General features: G+C 66.9%; 18 protein-coding genes and 1 pseudogene. 8 read left to right on the forward strand and 11 right to left on the reverse strand.

The features are described from left to right. Positions 1 to 139: 139 nt before the first annotated feature. The 3 genes from KDB67_RS12945 to KDB67_RS12955 all read right to left on the reverse strand — a co-directional run bounded on the left by KDB67_RS12945 (position 140) and on the right by KDB67_RS12955 (position 1,878). Positions 140 to 805: an FABP family protein gene (locus KDB67_RS12945; RefSeq protein ID WP_291016237.1), complete on the reverse strand. Its 666-nt coding sequence runs from the start codon at positions 803 to 805 to the stop codon at positions 140 to 142. A gap of 390 nt (positions 806 to 1,195) precedes the next feature. Further along, positions 1,196 to 1,609 (reverse strand): PIN domain-containing protein, encoded by a 414-nt coding sequence (locus KDB67_RS12950; RefSeq protein ID WP_291016238.1) that lies wholly within the window; start codon positions 1,607 to 1,609, stop codon positions 1,196 to 1,198. After that, positions 1,609 to 1,878, reverse strand: a complete 270-nt coding sequence (locus KDB67_RS12955) for a CopG family transcriptional regulator (RefSeq protein WP_291016239.1) — start codon at positions 1,876 to 1,878, stop codon at positions 1,609 to 1,611. Before KDB67_RS12955 ends, KDB67_RS12950 begins: the two co-directional genes overlap by 1 nt. A 95-nt stretch (positions 1,879 to 1,973) precedes the next feature. Here KDB67_RS12955 and KDB67_RS12960 point away from each other — a divergent pair, with 95 nt between their 5' ends. Continuing rightward, positions 1,974 to 2,387 carry a nitroreductase family deazaflavin-dependent oxidoreductase gene (locus tag KDB67_RS12960; RefSeq protein ID WP_291016240.1) on the forward strand — a complete coding sequence of 138 codons (414 nt, stop codon included), beginning with the start codon at positions 1,974 to 1,976 and terminating at the stop codon, positions 2,385 to 2,387. An 80-nt stretch (positions 2,388 to 2,467) separates the two neighbouring features. Here the strand turns inward: KDB67_RS12960 and KDB67_RS12965 are convergent, their stop codons facing one another. The 3 genes from KDB67_RS12965 to KDB67_RS12975 all read right to left on the reverse strand — a co-directional run bounded on the left by KDB67_RS12965 (position 2,468) and on the right by KDB67_RS12975 (position 4,948). Further along, positions 2,468 to 2,773, reverse strand: coding sequence for a DUF1416 domain-containing protein (locus KDB67_RS12965; protein ID WP_291016241.1), 306 nt, complete (start codon positions 2,771 to 2,773; stop codon positions 2,468 to 2,470). 6 nt (positions 2,774 to 2,779) lie between these two features. Next, positions 2,780 to 3,619, reverse strand: coding sequence for a sulfurtransferase (locus tag KDB67_RS12970; protein ID WP_291016242.1), 840 nt, complete (start codon positions 3,617 to 3,619; stop codon positions 2,780 to 2,782). A gap of 372 nt (positions 3,620 to 3,991) precedes the next feature. Then, a complete protein-coding gene (locus tag KDB67_RS12975) occupies positions 3,992 to 4,948 on the reverse strand; it encodes a DUF2993 domain-containing protein (protein WP_291016243.1) in 957 nt (318 codons plus the stop codon). Between the two features lie 110 nt (positions 4,949 to 5,058). Between KDB67_RS12975 and KDB67_RS12980 the strand changes: the two genes are divergently transcribed. Together KDB67_RS12980 and mshD are read left to right on the forward strand one after the other, a co-directional pair. Next, positions 5,059 to 5,811: a response regulator transcription factor gene (locus tag KDB67_RS12980; protein ID WP_291016244.1), complete on the forward strand. Its 753-nt coding sequence runs from the start codon at positions 5,059 to 5,061 to the stop codon at positions 5,809 to 5,811. Next, on the forward strand, positions 5,804 to 6,715 hold the full coding sequence (mshD, locus tag KDB67_RS12985; protein ID WP_291016245.1) for a mycothiol synthase: 912 nt from the start codon (positions 5,804 to 5,806) through the stop codon (positions 6,713 to 6,715). Before KDB67_RS12980 ends, mshD begins: the two co-directional genes overlap by 8 nt. On the opposite strand, the gene KDB67_RS12990 is transcribed toward mshD, so the two are convergent. Then, complete coding sequence (locus tag KDB67_RS12990; RefSeq protein ID WP_291016246.1) at positions 6,706 to 7,935, reverse strand: citrate synthase; 1,230 nt, start codon at positions 7,933 to 7,935, stop codon at positions 6,706 to 6,708. The two genes, mshD and KDB67_RS12990, sit on opposite strands and share 10 nt — an antisense overlap. Positions 7,936 to 8,019: 84 nt before the next feature. On the opposite strand from KDB67_RS12990, the gene KDB67_RS12995 reads away from it, so the two are divergent. Next, on the forward strand, positions 8,020 to 9,186 hold the full coding sequence (locus KDB67_RS12995; RefSeq protein WP_291016247.1) for a citrate/2-methylcitrate synthase: 1,167 nt from the start codon (positions 8,020 to 8,022) through the stop codon (positions 9,184 to 9,186). On the opposite strand, the gene KDB67_RS13000 is transcribed toward KDB67_RS12995, so the two are convergent. After that, the gene (locus KDB67_RS13000) at positions 9,149 to 10,285 is read right to left on the reverse strand and encodes an LLM class flavin-dependent oxidoreductase (protein WP_291016249.1); all 1,137 of its coding nucleotides are present in this window, start codon (positions 10,283 to 10,285) and stop codon (positions 9,149 to 9,151) included. The two genes, KDB67_RS12995 and KDB67_RS13000, sit on opposite strands and share 38 nt — an antisense overlap. Positions 10,286 to 10,523: 238 nt before the next feature. Between KDB67_RS13000 and pstS the strand changes: the two genes are divergently transcribed. The 4 genes from pstS (at position 10,524) to pstB (ending at position 14,454) form a co-directional block, all read left to right on the forward strand. Then, positions 10,524 to 11,588: a phosphate ABC transporter substrate-binding protein PstS gene (gene pstS, locus KDB67_RS13005; protein WP_291016251.1), complete on the forward strand. Its 1,065-nt coding sequence runs from the start codon at positions 10,524 to 10,526 to the stop codon at positions 11,586 to 11,588. A gap of 71 nt (positions 11,589 to 11,659) precedes the next feature. Continuing rightward, on the forward strand, positions 11,660 to 12,736 hold the full coding sequence (pstC, locus tag KDB67_RS13010) for a phosphate ABC transporter permease subunit PstC (RefSeq protein ID WP_291016252.1): 1,077 nt from the start codon (positions 11,660 to 11,662) through the stop codon (positions 12,734 to 12,736). Between the two features lies 1 nt (position 12,737). After that, positions 12,738 to 13,634, forward strand: a complete 897-nt coding sequence (gene pstA, locus KDB67_RS13015; protein ID WP_291016253.1) for a phosphate ABC transporter permease PstA — start codon at positions 12,738 to 12,740, stop codon at positions 13,632 to 13,634. Between the two features lie 43 nt (positions 13,635 to 13,677). Then, the gene (gene pstB / locus KDB67_RS13020) at positions 13,678 to 14,454 is read left to right on the forward strand and encodes a phosphate ABC transporter ATP-binding protein PstB (protein WP_291016254.1); all 777 of its coding nucleotides are present in this window, start codon (positions 13,678 to 13,680) and stop codon (positions 14,452 to 14,454) included. Between the two features lie 188 nt (positions 14,455 to 14,642). Here pstB and phoU read toward each other — a convergent pair whose 3' ends face one another. From phoU to KDB67_RS13035, 3 genes and pseudogenes are all read right to left on the reverse strand, one after another. Next, positions 14,643 to 15,305, reverse strand: coding sequence for a phosphate signaling complex protein PhoU (gene phoU, locus KDB67_RS13025; RefSeq protein WP_291016255.1), 663 nt, complete (start codon positions 15,303 to 15,305; stop codon positions 14,643 to 14,645). A gap of 93 nt (positions 15,306 to 15,398) precedes the next feature. Further along, positions 15,399 to 17,951: an LCP family protein gene (locus KDB67_RS13030; RefSeq protein WP_291016260.1), complete on the reverse strand. Its 2,553-nt coding sequence runs from the start codon at positions 17,949 to 17,951 to the stop codon at positions 15,399 to 15,401. 556 nt (positions 17,952 to 18,507) lie between these two features. Continuing rightward, a pseudogene (locus KDB67_RS13035) lies at positions 18,508 to 18,645 on the reverse strand (tRNA dihydrouridine synthase DusB); the annotation flags it as partial.

An 18,645-nucleotide genomic window follows, 5' to 3' on the forward strand; every position in this document is an offset into this window, starting at 1 on the left:
CACACCTTGAGGTGTTCCGGCCCTGGTTCGCCGAGGCGAATCCCAGATGGTCACCCGGCCTCCGTACCCCGACCGTCCGTCGGCCAGGCTTCCTCGTGAAGCGGTACGGGGGCCGTTTGTTCTCCGTTCAGGTCAGCGATCAGCCGACGTGGCGGCGGAGTTTGGCCGACAGGCGGGGGGTGAGGTCGCCGTCGGTATCAATGCGTTCTTCGACGTAGGCGAGGTCGCCGTCGGGGACCAGGCCGTAGAGGCGTTTGGCGCCGGCGGTGTGCGCGCCGGACTCGGCCTTGATGACGACGTCGGTGGCCAGTTCCCACGACGTCTGGTTCAGCGGATTGCCGTAGAACAGTTCGATCGAACCCTCGGCGTGGGCCAGGAGCAGCTCGATGGTGTCGTCGTCGCCGATCCGCCAGAAACCGGTCTCGCGCAGGTCGGGGCCGACGAAGTTGCCGTCGTCGTCGATGACCCAGGAACGGGACTCCCAGTTGAGGAAGTTCTGGCCGTCGTGACTGACGACGATCTGCTGGGAGAAGTGATAGTCGTCGCCGGTGAGCAGGTCGTGGCCCTCGCCCTCGCCGCGCCACACACCGACCATCGGCAGCAGGCCCAGCAGACCCGGATGCAGGTCGGCGCCCTCGCGGAGGTTGGCGGTGTCGGCGGGCAGAGGCAGATCGTCCCACGTGGGGACGTTGCGTTCGCGGCTGCCCGATTCGAGCGCCCGTGACTCGGCGTCGGCCACGGCTTCATCACCGGAGCGGCGCGGAGCCGGCCCGGGGACGGTGCCGTCGTCGGACGGGCCGGTCACGATTCGTCGTTGACCAGGCGGTACAGCACGTAGACGGCGAACCAGGTGATCAGCACTGCGGCGAGCACCAACAAGACCTCGAAGAAAATGACCACGGCGAGAGTCTACCGCCGGTCTGACGGAACAACCGAACTAAGGGCACACTCACCCGATGTCGGTGTAGATGTCCCGGACCCCCGAGGATGTTCGTGATCGACTCGCCAAGTGCGGTCGGAATCGCCTGCCATGCGGTGGATCAGGGCTCGATGTCAGCACGGATCAACCACATACCGCGCTTGACGGTGACTGCCTTATACATGATCGTGACCTCCTGGCCCGTATCCTGCACCGACGAGGCCATCGGCTTCATTGTGTTTGGCTAGGCCACGGGCCGCGCATCCTGGTCGACGGTTACGGGAGCAACGCGAATGACCCGACGTGCCGTGGGCGTACCATCGAGAAATGGCGCCGATCGACCGTGGCAATGGTCTCTGCACCAAGGCGTTCTGCGGCGGCCACCACGGATGCGTCGGCTGTGCCGAGTGGCAGGTCGCGGTATCGGGCTACCAGCTCCGCTATACGTAACCAGTCCGGCGCCGCGACGGGTTCGACGGCGAAATGACCGGCCGCGAGGTCGCCCAGAAACCTCACTTCGGCGTCTGCGCCCAACCGGCTACCGAGAAGGTAGACCACTTCGGTGATCACGAGTGTCGGGACGACCAGCGGCCCCGGATGTGTTTCGAGAAGTTCAAGTGAGGCGTGGTGGTGTGCATCGTCGGCGTCGACGTAGGCATAGAGCGGCCCGGCATCAACGATGAGGGCCACTACCGGTCGGTTTCTGTGCGCTCGACTTCTGTGCGCTCGACTTCTGTGCGCTCGACTTCTGCGGCCAGGATCTCCTCGATGCGCTCGGAGATGTCACTGCGCCCACTGCGGCCCGCGCCGGCGGCACCGAGACGTCGGCGCGGGCCCACGTCGAGGAATGTTTCCAATGCTTCCCTGCTGACCTCCGAGATCGTCATGCCCCGCAGACTCGCCTCATGACGCAACCGCGCGTCGAGATCATCGGGAATCTTGATGGTCGTCCTCTTCATGTATGCCAGCATACCTTCGGTGGATTGAATCGGCCTGCATGGCGGGGTGCGGGGCATGATGGGTAAAGCAGGCAACATAGCGAAAGGACCCGACGATGGGCTCAGACAAGCACCCGAACGACACCCCCGAAACCCCGATGCTGATCCCCGGCAAGGTCGAGGACTTCGTCAACAAATACATCGCGCCCACGTGGAACGGTGTGGCCAAGAAGATGCCGGTCTTCAGCGTCGTCAAGCACACCGGCCGCACATCGGGCAAGGCGTACGAGACGCCGGTCAGCTCATTCCGCAAGGGCGACGTACTGGCCATCGGGCTGATGCACGGCAAGACCAACTGGGCCAAGAACGTGCTAGCCGCCGGCGAGGCCGACGTGAAACTCCCCAAGGGGAAGGTGGTGCACATCACCAACCCGCGGATCGTGGCCGTCGGCAGCAACGCCCCCGAACTGCCCAAGCCGGCCCGGGCGATGCTCAAGCGTTCCGCGGTGTTCGCCGCCGACATCGTCTGACACCGACATCGCTGGCTGACAGCAGCGACGAAAAAGCCCGGCCACCACAGGGGTGACCGGGCTTTTTCGGTACAGCCGTATTACTTGGCGACGGTGATGTCGTGCTCGTGAACGCCGGGACCTTCCGGGCTCACGGTGACATCACCGGTGCCGACCGAGCTGAGCGCGCGCAGCGTCCAGGTGCCCGGTGCGGCGAAGAACCGGAAGTCGCCCGTCGCGCTGGCCACGACCTCCGCGGTGAATTCGCCGGTCGAGTCGAGCAACCGGACGAACGCACCGGCGACGGGAGCGCCCGCGGCGTCGGAGACGGTGCCCAGCAGCACGGTCTCCTTCTCCACGTCAACGCCGGCCGGCAGCTTCTGGCCCTGTTTGGGTGCACCACACATAACTGATTACTTTCCTTCTCCGAGTTCGACCGGCACGCCGACGAGCGAGCCGTATTCGGTCCAGCTGCCGTCGTAGTTCTTCACGTTCTTGTGGCCCAGGAGTTCCTGGAGCACGAACCAGGTGTGGCTCGAACGCTCGCCGATGCGGCAGTAGGCGATGGTTTCCTTCTCACCGTCGAGACCGGCCTCCTTGTACAGTTCGGCGAGGTCGTCGTCGGACTTGAAGGTGCCGTCCTCGTTGGCGGCTTTGCTCCACGGCACGTTGATGGCGCCGGGGATGTGGCCGGGACGCTGGCTCTGCTCCTGCGGCAGGTGCGCGGGGGCCAGGATCTTGCCGGAGAACTCGTCGGGGCTACGCACGTCGACGAGGTTCTTGACGCCGATGGCCTCGATGGTCTCGTCGCGGAAGGCGCGGATCGAGTTGTCGGGATCGGCGGCCTTGTACTCGGTGGCGGCGCGGGTCACGGCGTCGGCCGACAGGGGGCGACCGTCGAGTTCCCACTTCTTGCGGCCACCGTCGAGCAGCTTGACGTCCTGGTGGCCGTACAGCTTGAAGTACCAGTAGGCGTAGGCGGCGAACCAGTTGTTGTTGCCGCCGTAGAGGACGACGGTGTCGTCATTGGCGATGCCGCGCTCGGACAGCAGGGCCGAGAACTGCTCGCGGTTGACGAAGTCGCGGCGGACCTGATCCTGCAGGTCCTTCTTCCAGTCGAGCTTGATGGCGCCGGGGATGTGGCCGCCGTCGTAGGCCGAGGTGTCCTCGTCGACCTCGACGAAGACGGTCTTGTCGGCGGTGAGGTTCTGCTCAGCCCATTCGGCGCTGACCAGGACGTCGGAGCGTGCCATGGTTATGTCCTTTCGGAAGACATGCGGGGTTTTGCTTGATTTCGGGGTGTTGTCTGGCCGGGAGATTGCAGCACGACGACATGGGAAGGCCGGACGCTCTGCGGGTGTGGACACGGTTGTCCGTCGAGTGCACCGGGATCAGGACGCTTCGGGGCGAGGTGTGCTCACCCGTCGGTCATCGAGCGCGGCGCGGTCGCTGATCAGCGACAGCAACAAGTGGCGCAACGACAGAAGTCGATCGCGCGGCGACGGGTGAGAAGGAACTCACGGCGCTGTTGCATGGGGACGAGACTACAGCAGCGTGACGTAGCGCTCACACACGCGGTCGTCCGGTGCTGTCCAAGATGTCCGGTTACCGGGTGAATGTACTGGTCAGAAGCCGTTCAGGCTGAGATCACGATGAGCAGAACGCCCCTCGATGAGGATGTCGCTGCCGGCGCTGGTGACCGATGAGGGTGACATACCCCACGGCATCGGGATACGGGGCAACGTCATGGTGAACCGTTTCAGGACCGCCCGCAGCAGGTCCGCCTTCGCCGGGTCGGTGTCGAGGTCGCCGGGGTCGGCGTGCTCTTCGGGGCCCGCGTACAACCCGTACGCGAACACGCCGAGCCGGCCGTCGGTCAGTACCAGGTTGACCAGCACGCTCAACCGCTTCGACGTGCCGGTGAACTCCGACGCCGACGGGGAACTCGTGGGTGTGGGCAGACCGCCGGGGGGCGTGGGCGGCAGTGCGACCGTCCCGGTCAACACCACCCCGTGCGAACGCTTGAGGACGCCGTCGCCGGGTCCGCCCACCCCCGCCTTACCCGGTTCGGCCGGGGTGGTGACGTACAGATCGGTGATGCCGAGCAGGCGGCCGAGGTTGGGCGAGTCGAGCCGGACCGAGGCGGCCACGTCGTCGGCGGCCAGGGTGTCGGCCGAATCGAACCGGAAACCGCTGCGGCCCGCACGCAGATCCCCCGTGACCACGCTCATCTCCGCGTGACAGCCGCCGCGGGTGGCGCAGCCGTCGATCGGGACACCGCGCGCACTGATGATCGAGCCGGAGAACCGGCCGTCGCGGGCGTGGGTCGTGAACGGGAAACCCTTCAGGGTGACCTGAGGTTCGTAGTCGACACGCGGGGTGGCGAGCATCGCCCGGGCCAGCGATCGTTCGGCGCGAACGGCCACCGCGAGATCGGCGAGATACGCCACGGCAGCGACCCCGAGCACCATGACAATGGTCACGATCAGCAGGCGGCGGAGCCGGAAATGTCGCGCTCCGGTGCTGGTGGGTGCGCCTGAGCCACCCTCGGTATGCGCCTTGTTAACAGCCGGGTCCGACATTGGCGTTATTCTGTCATCTGTCGCGTACAAGGTGGTAAGGCGATGGACACAAAGCGGACCGGGTCCGATTCATACCGGTCTGCCCGACGTAGCCGATCGGAGCTGCATTCGTGGATCTCCTGCTCCTCACCGCCGACCCCAACCCGGATTCGGTGCTGCCCTCCCTGTCGTTGCTCGCGCACAACGTCCGGGTGGCACCCACCGAGGTGTCGTCGCTGATGGAGGTCGGCAACGCGGACGTCGCGATCGTCGACGCCCGCACCGATCTTGCCGCCGCCCGCGGACTGTGCCGCCTACTCGGCAGCACCGGGTCGGCGACGCCCGTCGCCGCGGTCCTCACCGAGGGCGGTCTGGTGGCGGTCAACGCGGACTGGGGGATCGATGAGTTCCTCCTGCCCGCCACCGGCCCCGCCGAGATCGACGCCCGGCTGCGGTTGCTGATGGTGCGCACCCGCGGCCTGAGTACCGACGAGGCGGCCGGCAAGGTCACCCTCGGCGAACTGGTCATCGACGAGGGCACCTACACCGCACGACTGCGCGGCAAACCGCTCGACCTGACCTACAAGGAGTTCGAACTCCTCAAGTATCTGGCGCAGAACGCGGGCCGGGTGTTCACCCGCGCGCAACTGCTGCAAGAGGTGTGGGGCTACGACTTCTTCGGCGGCACCCGCACCGTCGACGTCCACGTTCGGCGTCTTCGCGCCAAACTCGGCAGCGAGCATGAATCGCTGATCGGCACCGTGCGCAACGTCGGCTACAAGGCGGTTCGGCCCAACCGTGGCCGGAACTCCGCACCGGACCAGGGCGACGAGCACGCCGACGACTTCGACGACGCCGATGAGGAACTGACCGTCGATGAGTGATGTCCGGGTCGTCGAATCGCTCACCGGCGAGCAGGCCCGGTGGGCTCACGACCTGGTCGTGTCGGCGACTGTGGCCGACGGTGTCGAGCCGTTGTCCGAACAGGGTCGATTGGCGATCGACGGCACCGGTGATAGCACCGAAGGTGTTGTGCGGCATGTGCTCTCGTCTCATGGGTACGCTGTTGTGCTGGTCTCTCCGGGTGACGGGGCGGCGATGATCGAGGCCGTTGTCGATCCCGGGCATCGCCGCCACGGGCATGGGCGCGAGCTGGTGCGCGAGGCCTTCGCGCAGGCACGCCTTCTCGGAGTCGAAGCGAATATCTGGGCGCACGGCGACCTGCCCGGTGCGGCGGCGCTCGCGGCGAGTCTCGGACTGTCGCGCAATCGTGAACTGCTGCAACTGCGCCGGCCGGCCGGAGACGGCTCCGACCTGCCTGAGCAGGATCTCGATGCGTCCATTGAACTGCGCACATACGCCGGACCCGGCGACGACGCCGAGATCCTGCGGGTCAACAACGCGGCCTTCGACTGGCATCCGGAACAGGGCGGCTGGAGCCTTTTGCAGATCCACGAACGGACCGGCTCGGACTGGTTCGACCCCGCCGGGCTGTTCCTGGCCTGTGATCGGAAATCGTTGCAGCTCTGGGGTTTTCACTGGACCAAGATGCAGTCTCCGGAGCTCGGTGAGGTGTACATCGTCGGCGTCGACCCGGCCGCGCAGGGCCGCGGTCTCGGCCGGCTGCTGACCCTGGCAGGTCTGTATTACTTTGTCCGCGTGGGTGTCTCGGAAGTAATGTTGTACGTCGAGGGTGACAACACCGCCGCATTGAATACGTACGAGAAGCTCGGATTCACCCGGTACGCGGTCGATGTCGCGTATGGAGTACCCGCTCCTCAGCGCTGAGGCCGAATTCCGGTGTAGACGCCTTCGGGTCGGAATCGCAGCCGCCGTTCCTGATACTCCTCGAGTGCGTGCGCGGTCCAGCCGACCATCCGGGCGAGAGCGAAGACGGTCTCCGCGGCATCGTCGTTCATCCCGAAGCTCAGGGCCACCGCGGCGAGGGCGAGATCGGAGGTGATGAATCCGCGATGTTCGTCCCGGGTGTGGATCGACCTGGCGACGACCTCGAGTGCGATGGCCGGGCGTACGTCGGGAGTGGCTGCAGCGGTGAGGAATTCGAGGATGCATCCGGCGCGCGGATCGCGGTGGGAATAGACGATGTGGCCGGTCCCCGGTATCGGGGTATCGGCGGCGATGCGTTCGGCGACGGCCCGTTCCGGGTCGTCGAGGGCGGATTGGAGGAATCGGTAGGCCAGTGTGGTGGCGCCGCCGTGCATCGGTCCGTCGAACGCGCCCAGCCCGGCACCCAGGGCCGCGTAGATGCTGCCCCGGGCGCTGGCCGCCACCCGGGCGGCAACCGTTCCCGCCGACAGGTCGTGGTCGGCCAGCAGAACCAACGCGGCATTGAGCAATGAAATCCGTTGGACGGAGGCTGATTCGGCGGTCAATCGGGGCCAAAGTCGCTCGGCCACAGTTGTTCCGGGGTGTGGGCCGGGTGTTCCGACCGCCGCGACCGCCGTCCCGATGATCAGTGCGGCCGCCGCCGACACCGACGCCGGGTCGATACGATGGCGCAGGACATCTTGTGCCCCAAGGAGATCCACGACGATCCGGATGCGATCGATATCGCGTGCGCGGTCGCCGCAGAAGGCTCTTGCCGAAGCCGCGATCTTCTCGTCGGCGGGTCGGTCCGGCCACGGGGACTGCCAGAGAAGCTCCGCGATCTCCTCGAATGTGGCCGTGCGGGCGAGGTCCCGGGCATCGCGGCCGCGGTAGTACAGAGTGTCGTCGTCAAGGTGGGTCAGCTGCGTCCGGATACGCTCGACGACGCCGGACGGAGGCCGGTTGCGGGTCCCCGACAGCAGCGCTTCCACCTCGTTGACGCCGAACACGCTGCCGTCGTGACCGTCGATGCGGCTGCTGGTGAGCCGGCCCCGGCTGACATAGGAGTACACGGTCGACGGTTTGACGCCCAGCACCTTGGCGACCTGTTCGGTGGTCAGGTAGTCGCAGCCGTCGTGGTGGATCGGGGCAGGCCAGCGCCGGGAATGCGTCCTCTTCATATATTGATTAAATCAACATTGACCAATATCGCTCAAGGTTGTCATGGTGGGCGAGAGGCCAACCGGAAGCAGAGGAGCAAGACCATGAGTGCTGTGTTGATCGCACCGCCCGGACTCAGCGGGGTCGTCGTCGCCGACACCGAGATCGGCGACGTGCGCGGGGAGGAGGGCTTCTATCACTACCGGCAGTATCCCGCGATCGAGCTGGCCCGGCGCAGCAGCTTCGAGCAGGTGTGGCACCTGTTCGCCCACGGGCATCTGCCCGACGATCGCGAGTTGGCCGCGTTTACCCGCACGGTCGCGCAGTTGCGCCCGATCCCGCCCGAGATCGGCGGCATCGTCGCCTCGGCGGCGCTGCTGGGCGTACCGCGAACCGAACTGTCGGCGTTGCGCACGGCGCTGTCCGCGGTCGGCGCCGCGACCGGTGCCCGCCCGCTCTGGGACGCCACCGACGAGGAAGGGCTCGCCGACGCATTGCGCGCCGCGGCGATGACACCGACACTGCTGGCGGCCATGCATCGCTTGCGCAACGGCGACGACCCGGTGCCCCCGCGAGAGGACCTTCCGGTCGCGGCCAACTGGCTGTACATGCTCACCGGCCACGAACCCGCACCGCAGTACGCACGGGCCGTCGAACAGTATCTGATCGCCACCGTCGATCACGGTTTCAACGCCTCGACGTTCACCGCTCGGGTCGTCGCCTCCACCGGCGCCGACGTGTACGCCGCGATCTGTGGTGCCATCGGCGCCTTTTCGGGACCGCTGCATGGTGGTGCCCCCGATCGCGCGCTCGATTCGCTGGACGAGATCGCGGCACACGGCGACGCCGCCGGCTGGGCGCGGCAGCAGCTCGCGCAACGTAGGCGCATCATGGGATTCGGGCACGCGGTGTACCGCACCATCGATCCTCGCTCGGAGTTGTTGCGCGGCATCGCCGTCGGTCTGGGCGGCCCATTGGTGGAGCGGGCACTGGAGGCCGAGCGAGCAGTCACCGATGTTCTCGCACAAGCTCATCCGGAGCATCCGCGCTACGCCAACGTCGAGTTCTACGCCGGGGTGGTGATGGAGAGCTGCGGGATACCGCGATCGATGTTCACCCCGACTTTCGCGGTGAGCAGGGTCGTCGGATGGTGCGCGAACATTCTGGAACAGTCCCGGAGCCGCAAGATCATCCGGCCCTCGGCGCGGTATGTCGGAGTGCCCCCGTCGCGGGTCAGCCCCGCAACAGAGGGAAGAGGAGTTCGGCGGTGATCTCGGCCTCGCGGGCCAGCGGCCAGCCGGACAGGATCCAGGCGTCGATGCCGGCCTGTTCGCCGACCGACCGCATCGCCTTGGCGACGTTTTCGGCGCTGCCCACGAAGTAGGTGCCGGTGCCCTTGCCCGCGATGTCGAAAGGGGGTTCGGCGGCGGTCCAGGTGGTCAGGCCCGCAGCCATGTTGGGGGCGAACTCCAGCGCCGAACGGTCGGGGAGCTTACCGGCTCGCAATGCCTCGATCCGGGCGAGGACCTGCGGATCGTCGCTGGTGAGCTCGTCCAAGCCCGGGTAGCCGAAGCTCCTGAGGTTGCGGTCGGCGGTGGCCAACACGGTTTCGGGCCTGGTCTGCGCGAGTTGCCACTCGAACCGGTCCCAGGCCTCTTCTTCGGTCTCGCGGACGATGACGCTGGCGAGCACACCGAACTTCATCGTGCGCCCGCGTTCGGCCGCGGCGGCCCGGACCTGGTTGAACAGGGTCGCGAGAGTGTCGGGTTCGGACATGAACGAGAGGTAGACGTCGAGGACGTCTACGGCGTGCTCGATGCCCTCCGGTGAGGCGCCGGTGCCCCAGACCCGGAGACCTCCGGGCTGACGCGGGCCTGGAATCGCCGGTTTGTACTGCTTGTCGTAGGAGAAGAACTCCCCGTCGAACGCATCGGCGTCGTCGAGGTACAGCTTCTTGACCTGCGACCAGTACTCGGACGACAACCGGTAGCGTTCGGCTTTCGGGGCGAACTGGCCGTAGCGGCGCAGCACCGGATCGGCGCCGTTGACCTGGTTGATGATCAGGCGCCCGCCCGAGTACTGGTCGAACACCTGCGCTTCCTCGGCCATCAGCACCGGCGGTTTGACGCCCGGATAGCAGGGGATGAGGAAACGCAGATCGGTGGTGTCGCCGATCAGCGAGATCGGTTCGCGGGCGGTGGTCAGTGCGCCGTAGAAGCCGAGCCTGTCGAGGGTGCGTGCCTGATGCCGGATGACGTCGAAGGAGGGTGTGACTCGCTGCTGCGCCTCCCAGGGCGCTTCGCCGTCGGTGGGGTTGACGTACCAGAGGAATGCCGGGTCGCCCGGATGGAAATCGTCGACGTCTCGCACGGAGGATAGGCTAGCCTATTTTTCTCGTCGTGAGGTAAACGAAGTGCCTCACAGCACACCTCGGAACGTCACCGACATCACCTCGGCCATTCACGCTCAGTTCACCTTGCGTCGGGCATTCGTCCACCGGCCGCGCCTAGCGTCAAAACGGACACCGGCCCGGGCTTTCCGGGAAACGGGAGACATCTGCTCCGGCATCTCGTCCGGGGTATGTGCAGGACGAAAGGCAACACCAGAGGTGAAGATTTCCCGTAAAGGCGCAGCTCTCGCACTGACCGCCGCTGCCGCGACCGTGCTGGCGACCTCGTGCAGCAGCGACGGCGACAAGGCGATCAGCGGTGAGGGATCGACCGCGCAGCAAAAGGCCATGGAGCATTTCAGCGACAAGCTCGCCGAGAACACCGACATCGTTCTCGACTACACCGGCAGCGGTTCCGGCGACGGTATCAAGAAGTTCATCAGCGGCGACGTCGACTTCGCCGGCTCGGACTCGGCCCTCAAAGACAGCGAGATCACCGACGCGAAAGCGCGCTGCGGCGGCAACGACGCCTGGCATATCCCGCTCGTTGCCGGACCGGTCGCCATCGCCTACAACCTCGACGGCGTCGACAAACTGACCCTGAACCCGCAGGTTCTCGCCGGGATCTTCGACTCGAAGATCACCACGTGGAACGATCCGGCCATCGCCCGGCTCAACCCGGGCATCACCCTGCCGGCCACCGCCATCAAACCGGTGCACCGCAGCGACAGCTCCGGCACCACCGACAACTTCCAGCGGTTTCTGCAGCGGGCCGCCCCCGACGCGTGGCCGTACGAGCACAGCAAGGAATTCCAGGGCAAGGGCGGCTCGGGTGCGGCCAAATCGACCGGCGTCGGCGACACCGTGAAGAAGTCCCCCGGCGCGATCACCTACGTCGAATGGGGCTTCGCCACCGAGAACGACCTGGGTATCGCTGCCGTCGACTTCGGTGCGGGCCCGGTCGAACTCAACGCCGACAGCGCCGGTAAGGCCCTCGACGGCGTGAAGTTCAAGACTCCCGGAAGCAAGGACCTCGTCGTCGACACCGACGCGCTGTTCGCCTCGAAGGCCGCCGGCGCCTACCCGCTGGTGCTCACCCCGTACTCGATCGTGTGCTCGGCCGGCTACGACGATTCGCAGATCAGCAGCACCCTCAAGGAAGCGTTCACCAAGATCCTCGACGAAGGTCAGGAAGGCCTCGGCGCCCTCGGCTACGTTCCGCTGCCCGACGGGTTCAAAACCACCCTCAAGACCACCATCGACGCACTGGACGCCGGCGCGTAATCGCACGTGTCGAGCACCCGCGCGCACGGGCGACTCGACAAGTCCGGGGGAAATGACATGAGGAAGATGACATGACCAGGGCAGATGACCGGACCTCGGCAATAGAGAGAACCATGACGTCCCGCACACAAGACCCCCGTACCGAAGACGAGGGCCCGCACGGCGCGGACACCGCACCCCGGCCGGATGGCGGTGGCCCGGGACACACCCTGGGCACCGGCACGAGCAGACGACTCGGCGACGTCGTGTTCAAGAACCTCGCCGTGGGCTCGGGAATGCTCGTGACGGCCGTCATCTTCCTGATCGCGGCGTTCCTCGTCGCGCAGGCGGTGCCGTCGCTGCTCGACAACAAGGCGAACTTCTTCACCTACCAGGGCCAATGGGTCACCTCCGGCGGCGAACTGAGATTCGGCATCCCCCGGCTGCTGTACACGACGATTCTCGTGTCGGTGATCGCGTTGCTGATCGCGATGCCCGTCGCCCTCGGCATCGCGATCTACCTCACCGAATACGCGCCCAAACGGCTCGTCGGACCGATCACCTACACCGTCGACCTGCTCGCCGCGGTGCCCTCGATCGTGTACGGACTCTGGGGGATCCTGGTGCTGGGGCCGGTGCTGGCGCCTCTCAACGAGTGGCTCGTCGGCAACCTGAGCGCGCTGCTGCTGTTCCGGGAGCCCGAACAGGCCACCAACATGGACACCGGTGCCACCCTGCTGACCGCGGGCATCGTGCTGGCGGTGATGATCCTGCCGATCATCACCGCCGTGACCCGCGAGGTGTTCGCCCAGACCCCCGTCGGCCACCGGGAGGCGGCGCTGGCCCTCGGTGCCACCAAGTGGGAGGTCGTGCGGGTGGCGGTGCTGCCGTTCGGCAGATCCGGCTACATCAGCGGTGGCATGCTCGGCCTCGGCCGCGCGCTCGGCGAGACGATGGCGCTGATGCTGATTATCTCCTCGGCCGGACCGATCAACCTCAACCTCATGGAAAGCGGCGAGACCTTCGCCAGCAAGATCGCACTCAACGCCGCCGAGTTCGACTCACCGGCCAAGACCGGCGCGTTCATCTCCGCGGGTCTGACACTGTTCGTGCTCACCTTCATCGTCAATGCCGCGGCCCGCGCGGTGATCAGTGGAAAGGGCAACTGACATGTCCGTCACGGTCGGGGAGAACGTCCCCGTCAAGTCCAGGCCGTCCGGTTTCACCCCGCTGAGCCGTCGCCGCCTGATCACCGACAGAGCTGTGCGGGTGCTCGTCGCCGGTGCGGTGCTGGCGGCACTCGTGCCGCTGGTGTGGCTGGCGATCACGCTCGTCGGCAAAGGTGCCGGACCCATCGCCGACCCGCAATGGTGGACGCAGCCGCAGATCCGGGGCGGCGCGGGCAACGCCATCATCGGCACGCTGATCCAGACGGCCCTGGCCGCGGTCATTTCGGTGCCGCTGGGCATCCTCGTCGCGATCTACCTGGTCGAATACAGCGACCGACGCTCGGCGATGGCGCGGGCCACGACCTTCATGGTCGACATTCTGTCCGGCGTCCCCTCGATCGTGGCGGCACTGTTCGTGTATGCGGCCTGGCGCACCACCCTCGGATTCGAACGATCCGGATTCGTCGTGGCCATCGCGCTGGTGCTGCTGATGGTGCCGCTGGTGGTGCGTTCCACCGAGGAGATGCTCAAGATCGTGCCGCAGGACCTGCGCGAGGCGTCGTACGCCCTCGGCATCCCCAAGTGGAAGACGATCGCCCGGATCGTGCTGCCCACCGCGCTCTCGGGCATCGTCACCGGCGTCATGCTGGCCATCGCCCGCGTCATGGGTGAATCGGCACCCGTCCTCATCCTCGTCGGGTCCACCCGCGCCACCAACTGGAATCCCTTCGACGGCAGCCAGCAGTCGCTGCCGCTGATGATGGTGCAGGAGTACGGCAAAGGCCCCGGATCCTTCGACAACGTGTGGGGTGCCGCGCTGACGCTGGTCATCCTCGTCGCGATCATCTACTTCGGCGCCAAGGTCGTCTCGAAGGTCTTCTCCCCCAAACAGTCGTGACATCAACCGGCATCGCCGGGCCTCTCCCCAGAACGGACCGATCATGGCCAAGCGCCTCGACATCAAAGACCTGAACATCTACTACGGCAACTTTCACGCCGTCAAGGACGTGAGCCTGGAGGTTCCACCACGCAGCATCACGGCCTTCATCGGACCGTCGGGCTGCGGCAAATCGACGGTCCTACGCACCCTCAACCGCATGCACGAGGTCACGCCCGGCGCCTACGCGGTCGGCAGCGTGCTGCTCGACGGGGAGGACATCTACGCTCGCGACGTCGACCCGGTGAGCGTGCGCGCCACCATCGGTATGGTGTTCCAGCGGCCCAACCCGTTCCCGACGATGTCGATCCGCGACAACGTCGTCGCCGGGCTGCGACTGCAGGGCATGCGCAACAAGGCCGAACTCGACGAGGTCGCCGAACGCAGCCTGCGCGGGGCCAACCTGTGGAACGAGGTCAAGGACCGCCTCGACAAACCCGGCGGCGGACTGTCCGGTGGTCAGCAGCAGCGGCTGTGCATCGCGCGGGCCATCGCGGTCTCACCCGCGGTGCTGCTGATGGATGAGCCGTGTTCGGCACTGGACCCCATCTCGACACTGGCGATCGAGGACCTGATGGGTGAGCTGAAGAAGGACTACACGATCGTCATCGTGACCCACAACATGCAGCAGGCCGCGCGCGTGAGCGATCAGACCGCGTTCTTCAACCTCGAAGGCGTGGGGCAGCCCGGTCAGCTCGTCGAGATCAACGACACCGAGACCATGTTCACCCAACCGGCCAAACGCGAGACCGAGGACTACATCTCGGGTCGTTTCGGCTGAGGATTTCGTTCGAGGGGGTGGCGTCAGGTGTCGAAAGGTCACCGGACCCTTCGTGACCCTCGCTCCTGCGTCGCTTCGGCCTCAGGGTTCAAGATGGTGGCCGCATGAACCAGGGTTACGAGCGGTGAAGGCGACCCGCTCGGAACCGATCGCGCTGTGGTTCAAGATGGTGGCCGCATGAACCAGGGCTACGAGAGTTCGTCGAGTTGTTCGGGGAGCTTGCCGGTGGCCTGGAAGAACACCCGTCGGCCGACCATCACGGCGTGGTCGGCGAAGCGTTCGTAGTAGCGGCCCAGCAGGGTGACGTCGACGGCGGCGGCCACGCCGTGATCCCAGTCGCGGTCCATGAGCACGGTGAACAGGTGCCGGTGCAGGTCATCCATGGCGTCGTCGTCCTCCTCCAGGAGGGCGGCGGCCTCGTGGTCGAGGGAATTGAGGACTTCGCGGGCATTGTGAGCCAGGGCGATGGCCAGCCGGCCCATCTCGGCGAAGTAGCCTCTGACCTCTTCGGGGAGCGCGGTCGCCGGGTGACGTCTGCGAGCGATCTTGGCCACGTGCAGGGCGAGGGCGCCCATCCGGTCGACATCGCCGACGATCTGGAAAGCGCTCACCACACCCCGCAGATCACCCGCGACGGGCGCTTGCAGCGCGAGCACCGCGAACGCCTGCTCCTCGGCCTGCGTGGCCAGCTCGTTCATCCGGTCATGGTCGGCGATGACGCTTTCGGCAAGAGCCAGATCGGCCTGGAGAAGTGCCTGGGTGGCGCGAGACATCGCCGAGCCCGCGAGCTCGCACATGTCGCCCAGAATCGTGTTCAGGCGCTGGAGCTGCTCTTGATAGGCGTTACGCATGGCGTCCAGGTTACTTGGCCGGGTGATCGCGCCGGCGAGGCAGCGATGAACGTCGTATGAACGGGCCCTGTCCTGAGAGCACAGGCCGGCCGGTCACGAGCAGGTGGTGTCGCCCGCGTTGGTGACGGTCAGGTCGTTCGGAAGGTTGCTGCCGCTGACCGCGGGCAACCGGTCCGCGATCAGCGACGACCCCGCCGCGGGCAGATCACCGATCGTTTCGTCGTAGTTGTGACCGAGGATCACTTCGACGCCGGACTTGACGTTGCGATCGGGCTGGACGGTCGCGCCGGGGATCATCGCGGCCACCGTCGCCGCGGCGTCCTCCTGGCCCGCCCCGTACCGGACCACGGTGTCGTCGCGCTGTTCGGAGGCGTCCGCGATGCCGGGGATGTCGAAGCCGAGGGGGGCGAGCAGGTCGGCGGCGGCAGCGGCCGTACCCGCCCGTCCGGTGCCGTTGAGGACACGGACCGTCACCTGGGTGGGATCCAGAGCCGTCGCCGACATCTTCTGCGGCTTGGCCGTGGTGGTCGACGGGCTCGCCGACGAACCGGTCGATGAGTCTCCGGACTTCTTGTCGTCCTTCGTCTTGGCCTTCTCCTTGGCGGCCTTTTCCTTTTCCTTCTTTTCCTTCTCGGACAGCTTCTTGGCCTCGCCGGGCAGCGGGTCGTCGTCGATGATGGCGTCGAAGATGTTGTCGACGTCCTCGGTGCGCGGGATCTCGTTGTTGGATCCGTCGGTGGAGGTGCCCGAGGTGGGGATGGTCAGGAAGCTGACCCGGCCGGCATCCATACCCTGCATCGACTCGGCGAGTTTGATCAGCGACTTCGTGTCGACACCGTCGACGAAGCTGTGATTGACAAAGGTGTTGACGATGCCGTTGAGCTTGCTCGGATTGGACAGCACATTGCCCGACAGCGTCGACCGCAGCAGCGACGACATGAACAGCTGTTGGCGTTTGATGCGGCCGTAGTCGCCGTTGCCCTCGGATTCGATCTTGCGGGCGCGCACATAGTTCAGCGCGTAGCGGCCGTTGAGTTTCTTGGTGCCCTTCTTGCGTAGGATCCAGCCGAGTTCGTAGTCGTAGAGGGGGACCGTCGAGCACACCTCGACGCCGCCGATGGCGCGCACCACCTTCTCGAAGCCGTCGAAGTCCATCGCGATGAAGTGGTTGATGTTGAGGCCGCTCATCGCGGTGAGAACCTGCACCAGGCACTTCGGTCCGCCCTCGGCGTACACCGAGTTGAGCTTGACCGCCTCGGTGGCCGGCAATACGTTGTTGTTGTCGTAGGAGCCGTTGTCGTTGTCCCACGCCGCGCAGTCGGGCCTGTCGACCTGGAGGTCACGCGGGAACGAGACCGCGACCACCCGGTCACGGTTGGCCGGGACGCTGACCAGGATGACGGTGTCGGATCGGGCGCCCTCGATGTCGTCGGCGCTGCCCGCGCCCACCTTGGAGTTCTTGCCGCCCCGGGTGTCGGTGCCGACGATCAGGTAGGTTTCGTCGCCGTGCTGGGCGTCCTTGTTGCGGATGTTGTCGTCGTCGGCGTCCAGTGCCTCGATCGAGCGCCAGTTTCCGTTCACCGACTGGATGTAGCCCCACACGAATCCCGTGCCGACGAGCGCGAGGACGCAGGCCACCGACACCAGGATGCGGCCGAAGATCGTCGCGTCACGTACCAGTGCCTTCCGGCGTGCCACCCGGCCGCGCGCCGCGGCCACCCGCGTTCTGGCGGCCGCCAGGTCGGGGGTGCGCTGCAGCGGGCGGGCCCGGCCCTTGATCAGCGAACGGGCCGTCGACACCGGTTCCGGTCGGACACCGGCTGTCTCGGTGTCCGCCTTGTCTGTGTCGTCAGGGGATTCGCCGCTCGTCTCCGGTTCGGTGCCGGTCTCGGGATCGGTACTGGTCTCGGGGTCGGTGCTGGTTGCGGGTTTGGGGGTGGCCCCGGTTGTTCCGCTGCGCCCGGGCTCGGTGGTGGCCGGTTCCGGTGTGACACGCGGGGCGTCGAGCGCTGACGGGGTGGGTGTACGCCGGTCATCGGTGTCACCACTGATGACCGGGATGATCTCCGTCGGTGCGTCGTCCTGGCCGGAACCCGCGCGCGCGACGGGTGTGGCGGAATCGGCGCCGGGCGAGGTGTCCGGCGGGACGGGTTCCTGGCCGCGCGACTCGGCGATCGCCCGCTGCCGGGTCGCCTGCTCGGACAGGTCGACGTCGGCACCGCGATCGCCGATCGTCGGGATTCGCTGGGTGACGTCGAGGCCCTGCGCCGGTCGCGGCCGATTGTGCGGGTCCGGGAGGGGCCGGTTCCGTGGGTCTTGGTCCGGTCGGGGGGCACCGCGGCCGGGTGGGGGCGGGATGCGCCGGCCGCCGGGGCGGGGCGGGGGTACCTCCCGGATCGGTGGACGTGGCCTGCCCCGATCGCCCGGGCCCCGATCGCCCGGGCCTTTCTCGCCGGGTCCTCTTTCTCCCGGACCCCGATCGCCGGCGCCGCGATCGGGGTCGCGCCGGCCGGGTTCGCGGTCGCCGCGGAACAGCGACCCGAACCGGTGGACCATCGTCGGCGACTCGTCGGGTTCGGGCTGTCCGGCATCGTCGAAGGCGGCACCCTCGGCGTTCATCTGCTCGAGGAGTTCACGCACGGTCATCCGGGAACGCCCGCGCACATAGCGGTCGTTGGTCCGGGGTTCGTGGAGTCCACCCGGAATGGGCGGAATCACCCGGGGACGGGGCCGCTGTGGCGGCCGGGGGCCACCGGGAGGCTGGGTCCCTGGCCGTGGCCTCGGCCCGGACTGGGGACCGGCCGGGGACCGGGGAGGCGGCGATCCGGGGTGTGGCGGGGGCTCGGAGCCGGGGTGGGGACCGGACCGGGGTGGGATATTGGGCGGGGGCCGGTTTCCGCGCTGCGGTGGGGATGGGGTTTGGTCGGGCCGCGCGTCGTCGGCGTCACCGGAATGCGGACCGTCCGGCCCGGACTTCCTGCGGCTCACGTGCGTCGGCTACCTCTCGCGTCTGGACTCGATACCCCCACCTTCAGTTGCAGTACTGAAGTGCATCGAATGTACCCACTGCTGCGGGCATCCTGGCAATCGTACCGAGCAGACCTGAGAGAACGGCGAGTCTCCCGATCCAGTGGTACGGGTCTCAGTGCGGCTGTGCGGCTGTGCGGCTGTGCGGCTGTGCGGCTGTGCGGTGGTGTGGGTCTCAGCCGCCCGAATGCATGATCTCGGCACCCTCGGGGACGATGTCCTCGTACGGGTCGTCGAGCCAGCCCTCGGGCAGGGCGACCTTCGCCGGTGACCCCTGTCGGCCCCGCGGGCCGTGGCCGTCGGTGGGGAACGG

The sequence above is a fragment of the Gordonia sp. (in: high G+C Gram-positive bacteria) genome, assembly GCF_020438995.1.
Lineage (GTDB): Bacteria > Actinomycetota > Actinomycetes > Mycobacteriales > Mycobacteriaceae > Gordonia.

Excerpts from the sequence above, each read along its gene's own strand:
- KDB67_RS12955 (WP_291016239.1), bottom strand. The coding sequence starts at position 1,878 with ATGAAGAGGACGACCATCAAGATTCCCGATGATCTCGACGCGCGGTTG.
- KDB67_RS12960 (WP_291016240.1), top strand. The coding sequence starts at position 1,974 with ATGGGCTCAGACAAGCACCCGAACGACACCCCCGAAACCCCGATGCTG.
- KDB67_RS12965 (WP_291016241.1), bottom strand. The coding sequence starts at position 2,773 with ATGTGTGGTGCACCCAAACAGGGCCAGAAGCTGCCGGCCGGCGTTGAC.
- KDB67_RS12970 (WP_291016242.1), bottom strand. The coding sequence starts at position 3,619 with ATGGCACGCTCCGACGTCCTGGTCAGCGCCGAATGGGCTGAGCAGAAC.
- KDB67_RS12975 (WP_291016243.1), bottom strand. The coding sequence starts at position 4,948 with ATGTCGGACCCGGCTGTTAACAAGGCGCATACCGAGGGTGGCTCAGGC.
- mshD (WP_291016245.1), top strand. The coding sequence starts at position 5,804 with ATGAGTGATGTCCGGGTCGTCGAATCGCTCACCGGCGAGCAGGCCCGG.
- KDB67_RS12990 (WP_291016246.1), bottom strand. The coding sequence starts at position 7,935 with ATGAAGAGGACGCATTCCCGGCGCTGGCCTGCCCCGATCCACCACGAC.
- KDB67_RS12995 (WP_291016247.1), top strand. The coding sequence starts at position 8,020 with ATGAGTGCTGTGTTGATCGCACCGCCCGGACTCAGCGGGGTCGTCGTC.
- pstC (WP_291016252.1), top strand. The coding sequence starts at position 11,660 with ATGACCAGGGCAGATGACCGGACCTCGGCAATAGAGAGAACCATGACG.
- pstA (WP_291016253.1), top strand. The coding sequence starts at position 12,738 with ATGTCCGTCACGGTCGGGGAGAACGTCCCCGTCAAGTCCAGGCCGTCC.
- pstB (WP_291016254.1), top strand. The coding sequence starts at position 13,678 with ATGGCCAAGCGCCTCGACATCAAAGACCTGAACATCTACTACGGCAAC.
- phoU (WP_291016255.1), bottom strand. The coding sequence starts at position 15,305 with ATGCGTAACGCCTATCAAGAGCAGCTCCAGCGCCTGAACACGATTCTG.
- KDB67_RS13030 (WP_291016260.1), bottom strand. The coding sequence starts at position 17,951 with ATGACCGTGCGTGAACTCCTCGAGCAGATGAACGCCGAGGGTGCCGCC.